This is a genomic window from Balneolales bacterium ANBcel1 (genome assembly GCA_029688905.1).
Taxonomy (GTDB): Bacteria; Bacteroidota; Rhodothermia; order Balneolales; family Natronogracilivirgulaceae; genus SLLW01.
Map to the genome: position 1 here is coordinate 366,966 of JARULB010000004.1, position 20,484 is coordinate 387,449.

Annotated in this window: 19 protein-coding genes; 13 read left to right on the forward strand and 6 right to left on the reverse strand. The window is 53.6% G+C overall.

Going from position 1 to position 20,484, the window contains the following annotated elements; translation table 11 throughout:
* Positions 1-102: 102 nt before the first annotated feature.
* From QA596_07695 to QA596_07720, 6 genes are all read left to right on the forward strand, one after another.
* Complete coding sequence (locus QA596_07695; GenBank protein MDG5767342.1) at positions 103-1,107, forward strand: DUF5683 domain-containing protein; 1,005 nt, start codon at positions 103-105, stop codon at positions 1,105-1,107.
* 17 nt (positions 1,108-1,124) lie between these two features.
* Positions 1,125-1,976 (forward strand): PASTA domain-containing protein, encoded by an 852-nt coding sequence (locus tag QA596_07700; GenBank protein ID MDG5767343.1) that lies wholly within the window; start codon positions 1,125-1,127, stop codon positions 1,974-1,976.
* 92 nt (positions 1,977-2,068) lie between these two features.
* Positions 2,069-2,761, forward strand: a complete 693-nt coding sequence (rpe, locus tag QA596_07705) for a ribulose-phosphate 3-epimerase (protein MDG5767344.1) — start codon at positions 2,069-2,071, stop codon at positions 2,759-2,761.
* Between the two features lie 82 nt (positions 2,762-2,843).
* Complete coding sequence (locus tag QA596_07710; GenBank protein MDG5767345.1) at positions 2,844-3,839, forward strand: PhoH family protein; 996 nt, start codon at positions 2,844-2,846, stop codon at positions 3,837-3,839.
* Entirely contained in the window at positions 3,836-4,642 is an 807-nt protein-coding gene (locus QA596_07715; protein ID MDG5767346.1) for an MBL fold metallo-hydrolase, read from the forward strand. The genes QA596_07710 and QA596_07715 overlap by 4 nt, the downstream gene beginning before the upstream one ends.
* Positions 4,599-5,426: a purine-nucleoside phosphorylase gene (locus QA596_07720; protein MDG5767347.1), complete on the forward strand. Its 828-nt coding sequence runs from the start codon at positions 4,599-4,601 to the stop codon at positions 5,424-5,426. The genes QA596_07715 and QA596_07720 overlap by 44 nt, the downstream gene beginning before the upstream one ends.
* A gap of 104 nt (positions 5,427-5,530) precedes the next feature.
* On the opposite strand, the gene QA596_07725 is transcribed toward QA596_07720, so the two are convergent.
* Complete coding sequence (locus QA596_07725; GenBank protein ID MDG5767348.1) at positions 5,531-7,015, reverse strand: hypothetical protein; 1,485 nt, start codon at positions 7,013-7,015, stop codon at positions 5,531-5,533.
* Positions 7,016-7,217: 202 nt separating this feature from the next.
* Between QA596_07725 and QA596_07730 the strand changes: the two genes are divergently transcribed.
* The 5 genes from QA596_07730 to QA596_07750 all read left to right on the forward strand — a co-directional run bounded on the left by QA596_07730 (position 7,218) and on the right by QA596_07750 (position 11,039).
* Entirely contained in the window at positions 7,218-7,409 is a 192-nt protein-coding gene (locus QA596_07730; protein MDG5767349.1) for a PspC domain-containing protein, read from the forward strand.
* Between the two features lie 93 nt (positions 7,410-7,502).
* The gene (locus QA596_07735; protein ID MDG5767350.1) at positions 7,503-8,360 is read left to right on the forward strand and encodes a hypothetical protein; all 858 of its coding nucleotides are present in this window, start codon (positions 7,503-7,505) and stop codon (positions 8,358-8,360) included.
* A gap of 304 nt (positions 8,361-8,664) precedes the next feature.
* A complete protein-coding gene (locus tag QA596_07740) occupies positions 8,665-9,450 on the forward strand; it encodes an FKBP-type peptidyl-prolyl cis-trans isomerase (GenBank protein MDG5767351.1) in 786 nt (261 codons plus the stop codon).
* Between the two features lie 53 nt (positions 9,451-9,503).
* Entirely contained in the window at positions 9,504-10,439 is a 936-nt protein-coding gene (locus tag QA596_07745) for a PhzF family phenazine biosynthesis protein (protein MDG5767352.1), read from the forward strand.
* A 174-nt stretch (positions 10,440-10,613) separates the two neighbouring features.
* On the forward strand, positions 10,614-11,039 hold the full coding sequence (locus QA596_07750) for a PaaI family thioesterase (GenBank protein ID MDG5767353.1): 426 nt from the start codon (positions 10,614-10,616) through the stop codon (positions 11,037-11,039).
* Between the two features lie 176 nt (positions 11,040-11,215).
* Here QA596_07750 and QA596_07755 read toward each other — a convergent pair whose 3' ends face one another.
* The 5 genes from QA596_07755 to QA596_07775 all read right to left on the reverse strand — a co-directional run bounded on the left by QA596_07755 (position 11,216) and on the right by QA596_07775 (position 19,034).
* Complete coding sequence (locus QA596_07755) at positions 11,216-15,028, reverse strand: efflux RND transporter permease subunit (GenBank protein MDG5767354.1); 3,813 nt, start codon at positions 15,026-15,028, stop codon at positions 11,216-11,218.
* A gap of 78 nt (positions 15,029-15,106) precedes the next feature.
* Positions 15,107-16,222: an efflux RND transporter periplasmic adaptor subunit gene (locus QA596_07760; GenBank protein MDG5767355.1), complete on the reverse strand. Its 1,116-nt coding sequence runs from the start codon at positions 16,220-16,222 to the stop codon at positions 15,107-15,109.
* Positions 16,219-17,829, reverse strand: a complete 1,611-nt coding sequence (locus tag QA596_07765) for a TolC family protein (GenBank protein ID MDG5767356.1) — start codon at positions 17,827-17,829, stop codon at positions 16,219-16,221. The genes QA596_07760 and QA596_07765 overlap by 4 nt, the downstream gene beginning before the upstream one ends.
* 194 nt (positions 17,830-18,023) lie before the next feature.
* Positions 18,024-18,644, reverse strand: a complete 621-nt coding sequence (locus tag QA596_07770) for a TetR/AcrR family transcriptional regulator (protein ID MDG5767357.1) — start codon at positions 18,642-18,644, stop codon at positions 18,024-18,026.
* Positions 18,645-18,698: 54 nt separating this feature from the next.
* Complete coding sequence (locus tag QA596_07775; GenBank protein ID MDG5767358.1) at positions 18,699-19,034, reverse strand: DUF971 domain-containing protein; 336 nt, start codon at positions 19,032-19,034, stop codon at positions 18,699-18,701.
* A gap of 76 nt (positions 19,035-19,110) precedes the next feature.
* Between QA596_07775 and QA596_07780 the strand changes: the two genes are divergently transcribed.
* Both QA596_07780 and QA596_07785 read left to right on the forward strand, forming a co-directional pair.
* Complete coding sequence (locus QA596_07780) at positions 19,111-19,749, forward strand: YigZ family protein (protein ID MDG5767359.1); 639 nt, start codon at positions 19,111-19,113, stop codon at positions 19,747-19,749.
* A gap of 111 nt (positions 19,750-19,860) precedes the next feature.
* Positions 19,861-20,412 carry a cob(I)yrinic acid a,c-diamide adenosyltransferase gene (locus QA596_07785; protein MDG5767360.1) on the forward strand — a complete coding sequence of 184 codons (552 nt, stop codon included), beginning with the start codon at positions 19,861-19,863 and terminating at the stop codon, positions 20,410-20,412.
* The last annotated feature ends 72 nt before the right edge of the window (positions 20,413-20,484 follow it).

Consider the following 20,484-nt stretch of genomic DNA (forward strand, 5'->3'; position numbering starts at 1 on the left):
AGTACAAAATCGCATTGCCGCTTCACCTGAACATCGCATCATCCCGTTACCGGTCTGCAGGATAGCCGGTATTACCGCATCAAATTAACCTGAACGCCTGTTATGATCCGTTTCGGCTTTAATATCTCCGCTTTTGTATCTGCCGCCCTGATGGCGCTTTCAATAATCGGCCTGTCTGCGGCCGGCGCAACCGGAACGGTGCCCGGCGCTCCCACATCCGCCATACAGCCCGAACAAGGCGCTGAATCCGGCTCATTGTCGATTGCGGACCTTCGCTCGAGACCCATCCTCCCGGGACCCCGCCACGTTTCACTGCGCGATAGCGACAACGGCTGGAATTCCGGGTTCATGGCATCGATCAGCAATTCCCCCGGCTACGCATTCCTGGCTTCTGCGGCACTACCCGGCCTGGGGCAGGCAGCCAACCGCCAGTGGTGGAAAACAGCCGTGTTTGTCACGGTTGAGGCCACTGCAATCGGTTTGTACCTCCACCGCCGCGACCGCGGACGTGACGGCGAGCGTTATTATGAATCTTACGGTGACGAGCACTGGAGTGTGGTGAAGTACGCACAGTATGTCGTCGAAAACCACCGGCACGAGCATGGCACCGACTTCGAGGATCTGCTGAACGAAGGGGTCGAGTATGATCCGGATCTGCCGTGGGGCGGCATTGAACCCGCCTTCGATACCGATATCGACTGGGCCGTGATCGACCGTGAAGCACTGAATGCAGCCGAACGCCGTAGCCTCTACGCGAACGGCCGCCCTTTTTCCCATACGGTAGAGCCGTACGGCGGCCAGCAATATTATGAATTGATGAGCAAATACTATCAATTCGGGCCCGGATGGAGGCAGTGGGAAACCGGTGTGCATAACATTGACGAGCAGCGGATGCCTGAGGATTTTTTATACCATGCCCAGATCGGATACGATTTCAACGATGACCTGAACGTGGCCCGAAACATGCTCACCATACTGCTGGCAAACCATTTTATCGCCGCTTTCGACGCCTATTTCACCCAGCAGCTCCGCAGAGCCAGGGTACAGCCCACCGCATCCATGGATTACGGGGTGCGCCCAACAATTGGCTTTGAATACCGTTTTTAAGAAAAATACCTCCGCCGATGAAAAAAGCCCTCTCGTTCATTTTTCATTTTTTTACCGACCGCAAACTCTATTACCTGCTGGGTGGCCTGATACTGTTTGGCGGTATCTCCCTGATTGCCATGGATCGCTACATCATGCCCGCCTACACCAATTATCAGGACGGCATCACGGTTCCCGACGTCAGCCGGATGCCGCTGGAACAGGCCGCCTTGATGCTGGAAGAACGGGGTCTCCGCCACGAACTGGCCGCCAAGCGTTCCAACGAGGCTTTCCCACCCGATTTTGTAATCGACCAGACTCCCGCCGCCGGGATGATCGTCAAACCGAACCGCAAGGTGTACATCACGGTCAATGCCACCTCCACACCGACCGTAGTGGTCCCGGAAGTTGAAAACCTCTCCCTGAGAAACGCCACCATTCAGCTTGAAAACTCCGGGCTTCAGGTGGGCAACATCACCTACGAATCCTCCCGTTTTCGCAACAGTGTACTGCGTCAGTCGATTCCGTCGGGCCGGAGAGTTGACCAGAACACCACGGTGGATATTGTGGTCGGCGACGGCTTGGGCACCGCCATGGTCTCGATTCCGGACATTTCCAACATGCACCTGACCGAAGCCCAGAATGTTCTGCGCGAAGCCGGTTTGCGGGTTGGTTCCATCCATTTTGAACCCACGGCAGCCGTACAACCCAACACCGTGCTGCGATACGACCCCGACGACCAGCCGGCCGTTTACGAGGGTACCGCGATCGACCTGGTGGTTTCGGTGAGCCCCGGCGAAGAGGAAGAAGAGGAAACCGGTCCGATTATCATCGAAGATTCGGCACCCGACACTACCGGAGATCCCGACAGCTCCGACGGCCGGGAGTAACCCGCACAGAGGTTACAAACCGACGGGACAATTTCCAATAAATAGCCTATTTTACAGCCGCTCACTGATTCTCTCACATAGAATTAACCGACATGCTGCGCAGTTCGCCCCCGATCATAGCCCCATCGCTTCTTGCGGCCAATTTCCGAAATCTGGAGAATGACATCAAACAGGCCGAGAACGGTGGCGCCGACTGGATTCATTGTGATGTTATGGATGGACATTTTGTGCCGAACATCAGCTTCGGACCGATGATCGTGGAGGCTGCCAGAGCCTGTACCAACGCTTTTCTGGATGTCCATCTGATGATTGAGGATCCCGAACGTTATATTCCCGCGTTTGCCAGGGCCGGTGCCGGACTCATCACAGTGCATATCGAAGCCTGTACCCATTTGCATCATACGCTTGAGCTTATACGGGAACATGGCTGCTATGCCGGAGTGGCCATCAATCCGGGCACGGCGTTAACCACGCTTCGGGCCGTTATAGAGGATGTCGACCTTGTTCTGTTGATGACCGTCGATCCCGGTTTCGGCGGCCAGCGATTTATTGAAATCAGTTACGACCGGCTTCGATCCCTTCATCTGATTCGTGAAGAGCTGAAGACGAAGTTCCTGATTCAGGTGGATGGCGGCGTTAATAGTAAAAATGCCGGCGACATTGCAGCTGCAGGTGCCGACGTTCTGGTGGCGGGAAGCAGCATCTTCAACAGCGACGATATTTCGGGACGTGTTGTCTCTCTCAGGAATGATGCGGCCTCCGGATATCGTTCTGATATTGTGTAAGTATCACCCTGAACCATAAAATCGAATCACCATCGCAACAACCGAAAAAAAAGCCGAAACGAAATCCATTTTCATTGATAATGTGGACCCCGTAGTTGTTCTCGGCCTGCAGGACCGCCTTCTGAATCAGATTGACGAGGCCTTTGGGGAATCGCGCCTTACAGTGCGCGGCAACGAAATAAAGGTGAGTGGTCCGCCGGAACAGTTTGAAGCCATCGAGGCTGTCATCAAGGAGCTTATCCGGCTGGCCCGCCGAAACGGGGCGGTCACCGAAAATGATCTGAGCACCTTGCTTGCGCTGCAGAAGAGTGACCGCATGCTGCGCAAAACTACCATCTCCCCGGAAGAAACGCTGCTGTATACCACAACCGGAACTCCGGTAACGGCCCGTACCGCCAATCAGAAAGAAATTGTCAAGGCTTGCAACAAAGACGATATCGTATTTGCGATCGGTCCGGCGGGAACCGGGAAAACCTATACTTCGGTAGCGCTGGCGGTACGCGCCCTCAAAGAGCGGCAGGTCAAGAAGATCGTGCTGGTGCGTCCCGCGGTCGAAGCGGGAGAGAGCCTCGGGTTTCTGCCCGGAAACCTGAAAGATAAAATCGACCCGTATCTGCGTCCGCTTTATGATGCTCTGGAAGAGATGCTCGACTACGACAAGCTGGAAATGAATCTCACGAAAAACATCATCGAGATCGCTCCGCTTGCCTACATGCGCGGCCGCACGCTCAACAATGCCTTTGTTATCCTTGATGAGGCGCAGAATGCCACCCAGACCCAGATGAAGATGTTCCTCACCCGTCTCGGGATTAACAGCAAGGCGATTATCACCGGCGACCTCACGCAGACCGACTTGCCGAAAAGCCAGCACTCCGGATTGCGTACCATTCAGCATATCCTGGAGTCCATCAAGGGCATTTCGTTTGTGTATCTGGATCAGACCGATGTTGTGCGGCACAAGCTGATTCGGGATATCATCAAGGCCTATGAACGGTATGAAGACCGCGAAGCAGGGGTTTCAGATCCGTCATCCCACCACACCGCCGCATCCGACCTTCCGAAACCGGATGCGTCATGATTACACCACTTTACCAGGGTACCTATTCGGTCGGCATGGACGGCAAGTTCATCCCCATCAGTCCCGATGATAAACCGAAACGGGGACACCTCAAGCTAGCCCTCAACCCGTTCCTCATCCGTGACGATTCGCTCACGGCGCTCATCGATGCCGGGATCGGATCGTTCGGCCCGGGCAATCAGTATGAAATGATGGTTGATAGCCTCGGCCGCCAGGGTGTCGAGCCGGAAGACATCCAGCATGTCTATTGCAGCCATCTGCATACCGATCATATCGGAGGTTTGCTTCACGAACGATTCGGAACCTACGAACTCACCTTTCCCAATGCCGCCATCTGGCTCTCGGGCCGGGAGTGGAAACGGTTCACCGAACGTGCCGAACAGAAGGGCCATGACGATACCGTTCGCTGGGCTCTCTATCTGGAGACTTACGGAGACCTTCGCTTTGTGGAGGATACGGCACCCGAACCGGATTCCATTACCATGACCACCATCGGCGGCCATACCGAGTTCCACCAGGCGATCCTGTTCGAAGGCCGCGACGAGAAGGCCATGATGCTTGGCGACGTGCTCGGGCGGCCCGTGGCCGTAAATCGAAAATTCGCCGCGAAATACGATTTCGACGGCAAACAAAGCCAGCAAATCCGGGATCACTATTTGCAAAAAGCACTCGAGGAAGAGTACCTTATCCTTACGTATCACAGTTACAACGGAGCGGTCATCGCTCTCAAGGATTTCGATCAAACCAAAGGATATCACATTGAGCACATCCCATCAGATTCCACCGGAAACCGCCGCCGATGAAATCGCGCAGATACTCCGGAAAAAGGGTATCGGCATACCGGATGCATCCGTCATTCTCGGATCGGGGCTCGGTAATTTCACACAGGTGCTGGACGACGCCGTAGTTGTGCCCTACAAACAGATTCCCGGCTTTCCAGCTACGAGTGTTGCCGGGCATGACGGAGCGCTTCACTTCGGGCGGATCGGCGACCGAAACGTACTGGTGTGGTCGGGCCGATTCCATTTTTATGAGGGACATCCTTTTGAACGGACCATCCTGCCGGTTCAGGTGGCCCATGCCCTCGGCTGCCGGTCACTGATTGTAACCAACGCGGCTGGCGGTATCAATGACCGGTTTCAGGTCGGCGACCTGATGCTCATCGATGACATTATCACGCTCATGGTTTCAGTAAGCCCCTGGCGTAATAAGCTTTACAAGCGATACTCCAATGATGGGACGGTAGAGAGTGTAATTCGGATGGCTGCACGCGCCGGCATTCCGGTCACCCGCGGATGCTATCTGTTTGCCAAAGGGCCCACGTACGAGACCAAAGCCGAAGTGCGCGCTTTTCGTGCCATGGGAGCCGACGCGGTGGGCATGTCAACCGCCGCGGAGCTGTATGAGGCGATACGACTGGATATGCAGTGCCTTGGAATTTCGCTGATTACCAACAAGGCGACGGGTGTGAGCAAGGGCAAGCTGGATCACGGCGAAATCAAGGAGGCCGCCACCCTTCGCGAGAAGGAGTTTGTTGCCCTTGTGAGCGGCATCATCACCGACAGGGACAGTCCGCTGTACTGCTGAGCCGTTGCGCGTGCAGAATCAATCGGCAAAACCCGGATCATTATTATCCGGCCGTGGAGTCGGCTTTTCGGGCTGCCGCAGGATCAACCTCGAAGTAAAAACCATCACTTCGCTTTCGTCGCATAGCGTCTGAGGTATTCATCAAGCCGGATTTTTTTTCGGGCACTATCGCTGCTCATATACCGGATTTTTCCGAAAACAGGGCGTTCCGGTCCCCAGGCTCTGTCGAACCGGCCAACAATCCAGAAGATTCCGGAATAGCTGTTCGGATCCCGCCCGTCCAGCGCGTAGGTGTTATTCAGGTCGATGAGGTATTTCAGTGCGGTTTGCGGGTCGGGGGTCCATTCCAGTACCTTTTTGCCCCAGAGCATGCGCAGGTAATTATGAATCCTGCCTTCCTCCCTCAGCTGGGTTTGCGCGGCATTCCAGAGCGGGTCGTGTGTGGCGGATTTTGCCAGGTCGTCGTACGAGTAGCTGTGTTCCCTGGGATCTTTGGCGTGGTCCGAGAGAGTCTGCAGCGCCCAGTCGGGCAGTGAGTCGTAGCGGTCGTATCCGGGGGTTTGATCTGCAAAATGAAATCCGGTTTCCCGCCAGGTGATGACCTCATCCAGGTACGACTCCACGGCGGGGTGACCGCCGAAAAACCCGGAGCGTTTGCCTCCTGCGGGTCTGACCCGGTTGACATCCCACCCGTCCGGCTGTTTTGAAAACACCTTCTCGACAACCTCAAACGGAGAGATTTTGCCGGTGTGCAGCCAGGGGCTGAGGCGGCTTGTCCGTTCCTTGTCGGGGTGGTTTCGGTCATCATCATAGCTTTCAAGATCATTGGAGACAAAGTCGTTGAGGCGGGCCAGGGCGGCTTTTCGTGTCCCTTTCAGGTCGACCGGTGCAACCTGCCGATTCAGATCCGGCACCTGACGGATAAAAGCGGAGATGGCTTCATCCGTCTCCAGATGCATCGCCCCGGCTTCGCGCCTGTCGTGCAGGTCATCCGGCAGATCCGCCTTCCCGAAATGGTGCAGTTTCTGAAGCGGACTTTTCACGGGAGGATGGCGCCAGCACTCCAGAAACTTCTCCTGCATCAGTCTGCGGAATACAAATGCCGAATAGGGTGCTTTTCGGGAGAGTGCCATCGGGAGGATGCCGTTCGAGTCGACGGTAACAAACGGGATGTCCAGTTCTTTCTGAAGCCGCCGGTTCCGCTCCCGCATGATAAACACAGGGTATTCATCCGAGATCAGGATGGCGGCCCCGCTGCAAAGGTCGCGAAGCAACCGGTCATAGCTGCCTTTCTCTTTTTCAGGCCAGGGAATATAGGTGACTGATTCGGAATCGTGCAGCCGCTGCAGATGTTCGGCCATCCCCTGCAGGAGAAACGTGGTGGTCCGCGCGGTTGCCCAGGGGTAGTCAGCGGCCACGCCTTCCAGAATGACCAGGGGGCGTTTCAGCTTGTTGGCCCATGCCACAGCATACTCCAGCGCATAATTGTAATGCAGGCGGCGGTGGATCTGCATCCAGTAGAGTACGTATCCCTTCCCCGGCTCACAGTCGACCCGAACGCGTTTTCGGAGTGAGTTAATATTCTCCATATTCAGAAGTTTTCAATAGATTACGTTTGATTCGGGCTTGTCACGTTATCCCGGTTGCGCAATGCAAAGAGCCTGTGCGAGTCAAAAAGGATAACGGGGCAAAATCGTTCCAAACCCGGATGTGCGGGATTTTGAAACAAAATAAAAAAACAGAGCGTAAGCCGGGGTAAATGCAACTCGAATCTGATCAATCTTTTTAATTATGGCTACCATGAAACGACTTACCAAATCTACCTATGACTCCATTCTTCTCGGCGTTTGTGGCGGAATTGCCGAATATCTGGGCTGGGACGCCACGCTTGTCCGCATCATCTTTGTTGTGGCGGCCATACTGGGTGTGGGGTCATTTGTTCTGCTTTATCTGATATTGGCGATCATCATGCCAAGAGCGTAAATTGGTTCGTTAACCAATTTCATGCTTCATGCATCACGATCCCGGCGGTGCATGGAGCAGGCAGCCTGGTACTGTAACAGGTAATATACGCGGATGAAAATCGGCATCATCGGACCGGAACACATGGCTCTGACCTGGGAGGCGCACCTGAGGTCCATATCGGAGGTGCATCAGGCCATCATCGCCCCAAAAATCTCCCTGCTAAATGATGTGGATGCCTGCCTGATACTCAGTGACGAGCGTTCGGCTTCCACCGGCCCGGGTGACCTGGTGGAAGCGGTGAAACGCGGCTACCATACCCTGAGTATCGGACCGCTGCCAACTGATCCGGAACTGGTCGAATCCTGGAACGAGGCTTCCGAAGAGTCGGGAGCCATTCTGATGTTCTCCATGTGGGCTCACTATTCGCCTGCCTGGCAATGGCTTTTCAACCACATCCCCATCCCGCGCAAAATCCATGTGCATCGCGAATGGGCGGGACCCAAACACACGCCGGATGTATTCACACTTTACCGGATTCTGCTTGAAGAGCTGTCTCTGTGTCTGAAGTGGGTTGGCGGCAATCCGGTATCCATCGAAGGGGATCTGAATATCGCCCCGCATCACCGCGATGAGCCGCATAACATCCGGCAGCTTCATGTGAAGTTCGGGAATGGAACCACCGCTTCCATAATACTGACACCCTTCGGACTGGAAAACCGTCACTCCCGTTTTGCGATCGGGGACAAGATGGCCGCCGTTTGCCAGATCAACGAGCATCTGGTTAAAAAGTGGTTTCTGCACGGGGAACACGCCCACACTCCCGAGCTGATGCGCTTCAACTCCATGGAACCTGCCGGCATGCTGTTATCTCATTTCATGCGCGCTATCCGGTCCGGTACCCGTCCCGCCTTTGGAATCGCCGAATTGCACCAGCTCACCTCCCTGATACACCGTTATCCAAAAGCCTGAGCGGTTCGCTGCACCGGCACAAGCGCGGGGCGGCCCGACAGGTATTGCGCCTGGTCAAAACACATTGACCATACCGCCATACACGGGCGACATCTTCTTTTTTCCGTCAGAACAAGCAATTCCATTGTAATTCGTTATAACTCCACTTATTATATCTTCTGCCTCATCTGAGCCGCATTAGACTATTTCTCCAGCCGGATGACCGGCCGGATCACCCTTTTTAACCAGAACCTCTGATTTCTTCACATCACTGATATTGGTGAAGCCGAAGAGTAATCTCATATCAAAAGAAGTTTATATTCCAATGAAATACTACACATTTGCAGTTCTCATGTTTGTCCTGATGGTGTTTGCCTGGGGTTGTTCCGGAGATGGAACCACCGTAACCGAAGACGGACTCGAAATCACCGACACCAAAGTGGGCACGGGGGAAGAAGCGGAGCCCATGGATTTTTTAACCATACATTTCGAGGGCTCTCTGGAGAGCGGCGAAGTATTCGAATCCACTTTTGAACGGGATCAACCCATAATTGTCCAGGTCGGTACCGGTCAGCTTCCCATCGAAGGGTGGGACCAGGGCCTGATAGGCATGAAGGAAGGCGGAAGACGCTCTCTGGTTATTCCTCCAAATCTTGCCTTCGGTGATGAAGGGGTGGAAGGATTCATTCCGGGTGGTGAAAATATCTACATGGATATTGAGCTGGTATCGATCAGCAAGCCTCCGAGGCCATGGGAGTATGATGAAGCTGCTCTTGAATCCACAGAAAACGGTTTGCAGTATTTCATTCACGAGAGCGGATCTGATGAAAAACCGGAAGCCGGCGACATGATCAGGGTTCACTACTCCGGTTTTCTGGAGGACGGCACCATGTTTGACAGCTCCAAATTAAGGGATGATCCGTTCGAATTTGCCGTCGGGCAGGGACAGGTCATTCCCGGATGGGATGAAGGTCTGCTTGACATGGCAGTGGGTGAAAAACGAACACTGGTAATACCGCCGGAACTGGGTTACGGTCCGAATGGCGCCGGCGGGGTGATCCCTCCCAATGCCACCCTTATTTTTGACGTTGAGTTATTAGCCATTAACTAACCGCCGGATGCCATCTGACGCCATTTCCGGCTTAACATTACCTTTCTGCGCACATGCCCGCCTCTTCCATCCGTTTTCAACAAGTTGACGCGTTTACACGCAAACCGTTTTCCGGAAACCCGGCCGGAGTTGTCCTGGATGCCGAGCGACTTCGCGGCAAGGATATGCAGAACATCGCCAGGGAACTGAATATCTCCGAAACCGCGTTCATCCTGCCGGCCGAGGATGAAAAGAACGATTTGCGAATTCGCTGGTTTACCCCCACCCAGGAGGTGGATCTGTGTGGCCATGCGACGATTGCCGCGTTTCATGTTATGGCCGAAGAAGGCCGGTTCGGTCTCCAGGTCAATGAGCCGCAATCGTTTCTGATGGAGACTCGCACGGACGTTCTCACCGTGGATGTGGAGTGGTTTGATTTGCGTCCCTTTATCAAGCTCACGCTGCCCACCCCCGTGCTGTTTCCCTATCCGGGCGACATCCGCTATCTTTGCGGGGCGCTGGGCCTGTCGGATGTTGAACTCAGCCGCAAGGTGAAACCGCAGATTACCGGATCGGGACTGTGCTACGTACCTGTAGGCAGTCTTGAAAGCCTGGAAACTCTCGAGCCCAACCAGCACCTGCTGCGACAGCTGAAGGAGCGGCATGATCTGAGCGGCTTTGCCGTGGTTTCCACCGATACCGGCGACAAGGAGGAGGATTGGGTAATGCGCTTCTTTGCTCCGTCATTGGGCATTAACGAGGATCCGGTTACCGGAACCGCCAACGGACCCATGGCGGTATTCCTCTGGGAAAACGGTTTCCTGGATCCGAATAAAAAACATTTTTCATTGCGCGGCTCCCAGGGCGACTATGTGCAGCGTCCCGGTGTTGTGCATGTCAACATGGCGATCAAAGACGGCAAAGCGGACTTTATCCAGATTTGCGGGGAAGCGGTATCGGTCATTTCCGGCGAGATCCGGTTATCACCACATTCCGCCGGCCGCTTTTAGGTCATGTGCTGTGTTCTTTTTAGTGTCATAATCCGTGAAGGATCGCACGTTCCCTTCCCGATTCGGTATACCCCTGGATTACATGCTTTCCGGATGGTTTGAAACCCGGACCGGCATTACCGGTTGTTGCCGATCGCGGCCAATCACAACGTACCCGATCAATTTCCTGTAGCGATGAAAATAGCTCCTGAAGTCCTGGCCCGCTGGGAACAATTCAAGTCGGAAAAACAAGACGGACTGATGGAGACGCTGTCCATATCAGTGACGGAAGTCGGTTCCGGATCGGTGAAGGCCTCCATGCCTGTCGGGGATGCTACCAGGCAGCCTTTCGGTTTTCTGCATGGCGGCGCATCGGTGGCCCTGGCGGAGACGACCGCTTCTCTGGGAAGCTGGATGCTGATTGAGCCCGAATCGCAGAAAGCCGTTGGGTTGGAGATCAACGCTAATCATCTTCGGGCGGTAGCCGATGGCAAGGTGCATGCCGAAGCTGCGATCCTGCATCAGGGGAAGCGGATGCATGTCTGGCAGATAATGATCCACGACGATCGGCAGCGGCCCGTATGCGTCAGCCGGTGCACGGTTGCCATCATCGACCGCTGACCTCCCTCTTCCTTTTTTTCCGACAGAGACACCCCGCGGGAATCAAAAAACAAGCGAATATTAGCTCTGTTCAAAAAACGGGGGATCTACGCTCACATCCCCCGGAATATTGATGACGCGAATAGCAGAATTGGCAGGCAACAACGCTTTCACCGCTATCGCCTGCCGTTCTCGTCTTACTCTTTGGAGCGATAGGCGGAGGAAAGTTTGCCGGAAAGTGAATCAAATACCGAGTACATAACCGGCACAATCACCAGCGTAAGGAAGGTGGCGAACATGAGTCCGCTGATAATGGTAATACCCATCGGTCCCCAGAACTGTGTGCTTTCCGTTCCGAATTGAAACGCCGGATCCAGTTCCGTGACAAATCCGATATAATCGATATCGATACCGAATGTGAGCGGAACCAGTCCGAGGATGGTTGTCAGTGCCGTAAGCAGTACCGGACGCAAACGGATTGAGCCGGCCTCAATTATGGCGTCCATTCGGGAGCGCCCCTTCTGCATCATCTGCTGAATATACTCGACAAGCACGATGTTGTTGATACACACAATGCCCGCCAGGCTGATGATTCCAACAAACACCATCACACTGAATTCGGTACGGGTGACGATAAGCCCGAGAAATACACCGATCAGGCTGAGTCCGACCGCAATCATGATAATGAACGGGATGATGAGGCTGTTGAATTTCGCCAGCAGCACAAGAAAAATGAGTGCAAAGCTGATGGCAAGCGCGGTTGTCAAGAATGAAAAGCTTTCGTCCTGGTCCTCACTTTCCCCGGTGTACTCCATTGTATAGCCGTCAGGGAGCGATTCGCGGTAATCGGCCAGATAATTCTGAACCTCCGCCAGAACCTGGGGGCCGCTGAAGCCCGGAGCGGCATCTCCCTCCACAATGGCCGTTCTCTGCAGGTTCAGGCGCGTGATACTGCCCGGGCCAACGCCTTCATCAAAGCTGGCCACGGAAATCAGCGGAATCTGCATTCCGGCCTGATTGATGGTAAGGTCGTTGAGTTTGTCCAGGTTGTCGCGATCCTCTTTGCGCAGGCGGACCGTGATGTCGTACTCATCCTCTCCGTCACGAAACGTACTGGCTTCCAGTCCGTTGATGGCAATACGAACCGTTTGCGCGATATCGGAGAGAGTCAGGCCGAACTGCCGCGCTTTTTCATGATCGATGTGAACGTTGTATTCCGGCATCCCGCCACTCACATTATCGCGCACATCCACTAGTCCGGGGATACGGCCGGAAAACTCGGCATCCTGGAGCATCCGACGAACCTCCTGGGTGAACCGTTCCACCTGCTCGAAATCATCCCCCGAAATTTCAATATTCACCGGAGAGCCGGTAGGCGGACCCATTTCCTGGCCTTCCACCTGAATGAAGGCGTCCGGCACACCCCGCAACGCTTCCCGGATACGGGCCATGGACATACTGCTTGACTCCTTTCGGTCCGAAAAATCAACCAGATTCAATGAAATACGTGCCCTCTCCGGACTCGGCACACCGGCGCCGAATCCCCCGGTCGCCGCAATTCCCACATTTATCTGGATGTTCTCTATGCTTGCCTCGGTGTTGGGATTTTCATCAAGCATCCTGTTAAGGCGTTCCTGAATATCCCGTACCATTGCATCACTGGCGTCGATATTCATGCCCAAGGGCCCTTCAATATTGATATCGATCCGGTTTGGATCGGTGTCCGGGAAGAAGGAAACACCGGTTGGAGTGAATGAGAAAATGACAAAAATACCGAACATGGCTCCAAACGCGGTATTCAGCAGACGAGCCCGGTTGTCCGTGAGGATCAGCGGTTCGCGACGGGTTCGGAACATGCCCAGGGAACCGATCACCATCACTACCAGCGGCAGAACCATAATCCTCAGAAAAACGGGGAGTGTTACTTCGGCAGTAAGCAGTGAGAATCCGAACAGCGTGAGCGCAAATACAACGGCGACAACGGCACCGGCTATTACACTTCGCTTCCCTCCGAGAAAGACGGATTCAACCGTATGAACGACAATACCCACCGCTCCGACCACCAGGGCGACGACGCCGAGAATGGCAATGGGTGCCGCGGCCGCTCCCAGAAATATGGAGAACAGTCCTCCCGCAACCAGAAGCAGAAAACCAAGGGTAAAAGCGGAGAGGCTGAACATGTTCCTCCAGTAGGCTCCGCGCACATTGTAATTGCGCTGCAGCATCCAGCCAAGAAAAGCTTTGTACCCATCAATAAATGCAGGCAGAAATCTTCCTGTAAAAACGGTACTCAGCGGTTTGACAACGAGTTTGTAGGTAATGGTAAAGAAGGCCACCACCAAAACCAGTACAATCAGGGTAATGTAGTTGCTGATTCCCACAACGGAGGCGATCACGACCAGCCCCGCCCACAGCGTATATTTAGCGAGACGGCTTTTCTTTCGCTTCTTCTCGTGATCAAGCTTCACGAAATACCCGGTCAGGGCCGGATAGATGACCAACGCGATGAACAGAGAACTTAGCAGCACGATGATCAGGGTCATGGGCAGATAGCTCATGAATTTGCCGATAATGCCCGGCCAGAAGAGCAGGGGCAGAAACGCCGCTACGAGTGTAGCTGTGGATGCGAGCAGAGCATAACCTACTTCGGTTGCCCCCAATCGGGCGGCATCAAACCGTTTGTGGCCGAGTTCCCGGAAACGGTAGATATTTTCGACGATCACCACCGAGTTGTCGACCAGCAGACCCAGTGCGATGATGAGGCTGAACAGAATAACGAAGTTGACGGTAAGGCCCATGACGGTCATCACCAGGAAACCGACAAAGATGGCAAGCGGAACGGCCGTACCAACCAGCAGTGCATTTCGGACGCCCAGGAAGAACACCAGCACCAGCACCACGAACAGCATCCCGCTGATGATACTGTTTTCCAGGTCGCTGATCATGTCACGTACATAGACACTCGCGTCGTTGGTCATGATGATCTGCGTACCGGCGGGAAAGCCGAAATTTGCAAGTACCTGGTCAACTTCATCGGCGATATCCAGAATATTGGAACCGGTGCGCTGTTTGATATCCAGGCTGATTACCTGGTTTTCGATGATATCCTCTCTGGGGATGGGGATCATTTCCCCGTTGTCATCTTCGATCATGAAGGCAGTCAGCCGGGCGTAGCTGGTTCGGTCTTTGAAACCGTAAATCACTTCTGCGAGGTCACGCATGTAAATCATGCCGGGGGGCTGTACCTGTCCGTTGTTGCCGCCTCCGGCGGGAGGCGCGAACACCACAAGATCTTCGATTTCGTTGGGATGCTGGAACTCTCCGGTAACCCGCAGCAGATAGGACAATCTGTCAACATCGATATTCCCACCGGGGATGGTCAGGTTCTGTGTCTGAATAGCACCGACAATCTGCTGGAACGATACGTTGTAACCTTTCAGGGCGGCAAGGTCAACATTCACCTGCACTTCCCGTTCCAGTCCGCCGATCACATCCACCTCCCTGATACCGGCGATAGTCTCAAGCTCCTCTTCCAGGCGCTCGGCGATCTGGGTCAGCTGTGCCAGCGGGTAATCCGCGGCAAGGTTCACGGTCATGATGGGAAAATCGTCGATGCTGAACTCTGTGATTATGGGGTCTTCGGCATCGGAAGGCAACTCCGAGCGGGCCATATCCACCTGTTCACGCACACGCTGGCTGGCAACAATATTCTCCACGTCGAGGTCAAACTCCACCACGATACTGCTGAAGCCTTCAAAGGTTGTGGAACGGATCTCGCTGACGCCCTCAATGCCCTGGAGTTCACGTTCCAGCGGCTGTGTTACGAGCGATTCCATGTCGGAGGGACCGATTCCAGGATAGATCGTACTGATGATAAACAACGGAATATCGATGGATGGTGCCGATTCCTTGGGAATGGTGATATAGGAGTAGAGTCCGGCGACGACAAGAATTCCGGCCAGTACTACAATCAGCATCCGGTTTTTTATGGCTTGTTCAATGACTTGCATGGAATATTCGGTTCAATAGTTGATACGGTGGCGGCAGTAGTCCGTTCCGGCCGCCAGGAAAAAGTGATTGCAATCGCCTTAGTGATAGCGCTCGTAGGTCCGCGTATTCTGGATTCGAACCCGGTCGCCGTCGCTCACATTCGTCTGGCCGATAACCACCACTTCCTCATGGTGATCAAGGCCTTCATCAATGACAACAAGCGAACCGGATGCCACGCCGGGAGTAACTCGCCTTGCTTTGGCCGTAACCCGATCGCCGTCGCGCTCGATTACGAAAACCTGAACTCCTTCCTCATCGCGAATCAGTGCGGTTCTGGGGACAACCACCGCATCCTCCCATACTTTCCTTGTTATGGCAAGGTTGACAACCATTTCGGGTTTGAGAAGCTCCTCCCGATTATCCATGACCAGCTCGACCGGAAATGTGCGGGATTCCGGAGTAATCACACTGCCGACATAGCGAATCTCACTCATCAGCTCTTTCCCGCCGTAGGATCTCAGGTGAACCAGTGCGGGAGCGCCTTCGACGATGTCATTGACATACCGCTCCGGCACACCGGCATTGATCCTGACCTTCGCGGTATTGACCAGCCGGACCACCGGAACACCCGCGTTGACCAGCTCACCGGCGGAGACCATGCGTTCTTCGATGCGTCCGCTGAACGGGGCTTCAATGCGGGAGTCGCTCAACTGTTTTTCCGCCTGCTCGAGCTGGGATCGGGCCTGGTCGCGCTGTGCACGGGCCTGATTGAAAGTCAGCGTACTGATGATGGAATCCTGCAGCAGCGGTTGCTGGCGCTCGAAGGCATCCTGGGCCAGCTCATAGTTGGCACGTGCCATTTCAAGCGAAGCGCGAACCATACGGTCATCCAGCCGGACGATTTGTGCGCCTTCACGGACCACATGGCCACGATCCGCGATCTCCCGGACCCGCCCGGATACTTCGGCAGAAATAATGGCATCCTCAAGGGCCTCAACCGTTCCGGTGACCCTAACCCGTTCCTCGAACGTAATTGGTTCCGTTTTCAAAATTTCGACGACAACTTCCCGTCCGGAGCGTTCATTATTATTGGCGTTGTTATCCTGGTCACATGCGGCCAGTACCAGGACCAAAAGAAACAGAGGTAGTAAGCTGCGAAATACATTCATGGTGTTTGGAAATTTACTGTTGGATAAAATGGAAATCTCTGTCATGGGTGGAGCCGGTTAATTGAAGTGCCCAGCACCAGCTCAAAACGGCTGACGGCTGCCAGGTAATCGTGAATGGCAGCAAGATAGGAAAGCCTGCTTTGGTCAAGGAGCATGGAAGCCTGCCGTTCTTCCAGGCTGGTGCCGACACCCTCACGGAGTCTTGTTCTCGCGAATTCGTAGTTGACTTCGGCCTGTTCAATATTCCTTTTCTGGCTATCGATGCGCCTTTCCGCAGTTCTGAGGTTTCGGAGCGCCTGGTCTACCTCCACACGGATCGCATTGGAAAGGTACTCATACTGAATTTCGCTTTTTCGGGTCGCGATCCGGCTCTGTTCAACACGGGCGCGGTTTTGAAAGCCCGTAAAGATGCTCCAGCTGACATTGATCCCAACCGACACATTGGGATTCCAGTAGCTGTCGTGAAAGAAGCTTCGGCTTTCACTTTGAAACCGGAAGGGGTTGTCGGGGTCTGCAGGATCCGAACCGATTACGGTGCGGTTATCCGGCACTCGTCCGATGTAATCAAGATTGGCAAAAGCATTTACGACAGGGCGATAGGAGGAGCGGTTGATACTTTCGTTGATTCGGTTAATCTCAATAAAGCCTTCGGCCTGTTCGAGATCCGGCCTGTGTTCCAGTGCGATGGAAACGGCTTCATCCAGGCTCAGTTCACCGACCGGCTGCATGGCGCTCATGGTCAGGTCTCCTTCGAGACGGATCGGCTGACTGGCATCCCTGTTGAGCAGCAGGTTAATGTTCCTGAGAGCCAGTTCTGCCTGATTTTCCGCTTCGATAAGCTCTGTTTCGAGATTCACAAGCTCTACTTCGGCGCTCAGGCGGTCACTTCGTGAGGCCAGGCCCTGCTCGGCAGTCCGGCGGGTATCCTCGACTGTTAATCTGAGGCGTTCCACACTGCTTTGCACTACATCCACCTGCTGCCGGGCGAGCAGTGCGGAGAAAAAGGCCCGTCGTACGGCATCGATAACCTCCTGCCGCTCGCGGTGTACGGCATCCTCGCTCAGCTTCCTGAACTGCTCCGCCCCCCTGATGGCAGCAAATGCGGAGCCGTTAAACAGAGTCTGAGTGATGCTGAGCGATGCGGAGAACTGGTTATCGACACTGAACGGATCATCTTCCATGGATGGCGGGGTAATACCGGAATCCTCAAAACCCTGCATCTGACGATCCAGAAACTCGTCGAAGGTTATGGGCTGATTTCCATCCAGGCGCTGCTGCTCATTGTATCGCAGCCAGTCGATAGCGCCTATCCCCTCAAAAAGGTCACCTGCGCCACTACCCGCAAAAGGGTTGGCGGTAACCAGGTTTCGGGTGTAGTTTGCGGAAGCGGTAACATTGGGATAGACATTGCCCCAGGCCTCTCTTACCTGCTGGTCGGCCTCCTTCTGATCGAGAATCACATTCTGCAATCCAAAGTTGTTCTCAAGGGCGATACTGACGGCCCGGTCGAGAGTCAGTCTCAGGGTATCCCCTTGCGTACCCACTTGTCTGGATGAAAAGGCGCCGGCCGGATCCGGGATAAACAGCAAGCAGATGAGCAGGGCTATGGCCACTGTTTTCAGAATCGGTTGAAACCGGAGAGCCCTGCGCAAAAAATGATTTCCGGGTCTGTCTTTCGATGTTCTTCCCCTTGAGGGTGCGTTTTTTTCAGCGGTTGAAACGCCGTCCAACATAGTGATTACCTGTTAATAAAAGTTGCTGATGATATTTGACTTTCAGGCAGAATCAGACAATCCCACACAATTAAGTCAAACGATTGATTAACATCTTGTCTGAAAAATGCGTTTCAGTTCAATGGATTTATTTTCAGTTGGCTCAACAGGGATGAAAGGTGCTTTTTGAGCCTTTCTTTCATAGCATCGGGCGATTTCTTGCGAATACCCAGAAAAGGAAAACCGGTATCAAACATGAAGGCATTGACAAGATAACTCTCAATTGTTGAGCTGAACGTCAATACGTACAATTCCACGTCTATGTTTCGCAATTCGTTGGTTTTTTTTGCCTTTTCAAGTGCTTCAATAATCATTCTGTGAACCTGAAGCATGGTTTCCTGCAAATTCATCAGAATATCCGGGCGCTGGTTGAGCAGTCCGATCTCGCGAATGGCAATAATGACCGGTCTCGGATTTTCGAAGGAATAGTCCACATAGGCAAACATGAATTTCCGAAACGTCTCGAACGGTTCCTCATTGCGCAGGTTGATCTGCTCCAGCAAGCGCTTCACCTCTTCGGTATGACGATCCAGCAACGCTTTCAGAAGCTGCTCTTTGGAGCCGAAATAGTAGGAGAGCATGGCTACATTGACCTCCGCCTCCTCGGCGATCATTCGGGTGGTGGTGGATCGGTACCCGTTCTTCGCAATCAGACGCTCGGCGACGTCCAGTATGTGTTTTTTTTTGTCGGACATGACATAATAGTAGTCTGTATTTGCACCAAAAGCGGTGTTATCGGTGTGTCTTCATCAGATGATCCCATGCTCAACGGGACACATATCCCGGAGGCGTTCAAACCGGTAGATTCCACTTTGATGCCCGTCGTTCCAGGTCAGCTGCAATGCATAGTTTCCCACCTGGGAGATATTCGTGATGGCCCATGCGCGGGTTGCCGGCTCCAAAAAAATTTTGGGGTTAACAGGTTTGCCCATTTGGTCATGTCCGCCCTGACAAAAGACACAGGGGCAGGACCGACGCAGACCCTCCATGGGAAATCGGCTTTGATGATTATCTCCCCATACTATCTGCAACTCCTGAAGCTCGGAATTAACGGTTATCCTGGAAATTTGATACTTTGAATACATTGAAATACGCTTATTGCCCGGCATTGACTATCTTGCCACGCTGTCGGAAACTCCAAATGCACCAACATATTTGCAAATGGAAGAATCAGTGAGAACGATAACGGAACCGGTGTACGAAAAATTCACGGATCGAGGTTCAAAATTTTTTGCCTGTGCGTACCCGGCAGCAGATATGGCCCAGATCGAAAACGCCCGGCAGAAAGTTACAAAAAAATATCCGGATGCCACGCATTATTGTTATGCATGGCGCTGCAATCCTTTTTCCATTCAGGAGTTTACACAGGATGACGGTGAGCCGTCCGGATCAGCCGGGCAACCAATTCTGGGGGTGCTGAAATCAGAGCATCTGGTCAATACCATTATTATCGTTGTCCGGTATTACGGCGGAACCAAACTTGGCAAAGCCGGGTTGATTCAGGCATACCGGGAATCGGCTCGGTTGGCAGTGGCTTCTGCAAAAACGACTGGCCTGCGCAAGTACCTTCCTGTCGAAATTCACTATCCGTATGAACAGGAAAACCGGATCCGGGAACTGCGGAACCGGTTTGAACTTGAAACCGGATGGGAGTCGTACCATGAGCAGGTAACCATCGAGTTCTTTTGCAAATTCAGGGCTTCAGCTGAACTGGTTGACATACTCGGCCGCTACGAACATGCGGGAATTCGCTTCTCAACCGGCGAAGCGTGTTATCGCCCCTCGCAATTCAACTACTAATTTTGGACTGATGATCTGATCATGACCGGGTTGGCGTCAGGACACACAGGCGCATGATTAAAACCGGTTATGAATTTGCATGTGTCCACTTAATCTGAAAATTTTAAACACATGAAAATTTATACCCGAACAGGTGACCAGGGCAGCACCTCTCTTTTCGGCGGGGAACGGGTCCCGAAAAACCATATACGGATCGATGCTTACGGTACCGTCGATGAGCTCAACTGTATGCTCGGACTGACCCTGGCTGCCGATCCGGATCCGGATATCAGGAGCATTCTGGAGCGGCTTCAACATGAACTGTTTGTGCTTGGGGCCGACCTTGCCACTCCTCCCGAGAAAAACTCGAGGATTGAACGAATTACCGAGGCCGACTATCACCGGCTGGAACAGGATATTGACCGGCTGGAACAGTCACTTTCCCCTTTGAAGACGTTCATTCTGCCCGGAGGGTCAAGTGGAGCCGCCGGCCTTCACATGGCCCGAACCATCTGCCGAAGAGCCGAGCGGATTGTCTATACCTGCCGGAAGGATCACGATATCTCCGATGAATCGTTAATATATCTGAACCGACTGTCGGATTTGCTGTTTGTCATGTCCAGGTACGAGAATCACCGTAAAGGCCGCAAAGATATTCCATGGGACAAAACCAGACGTGACTGATAGCACAAGTTACGGAATGAATGTTGTTTTAAATCAACAACAATGGTTACTTTTATCAGAATACTACTTAAT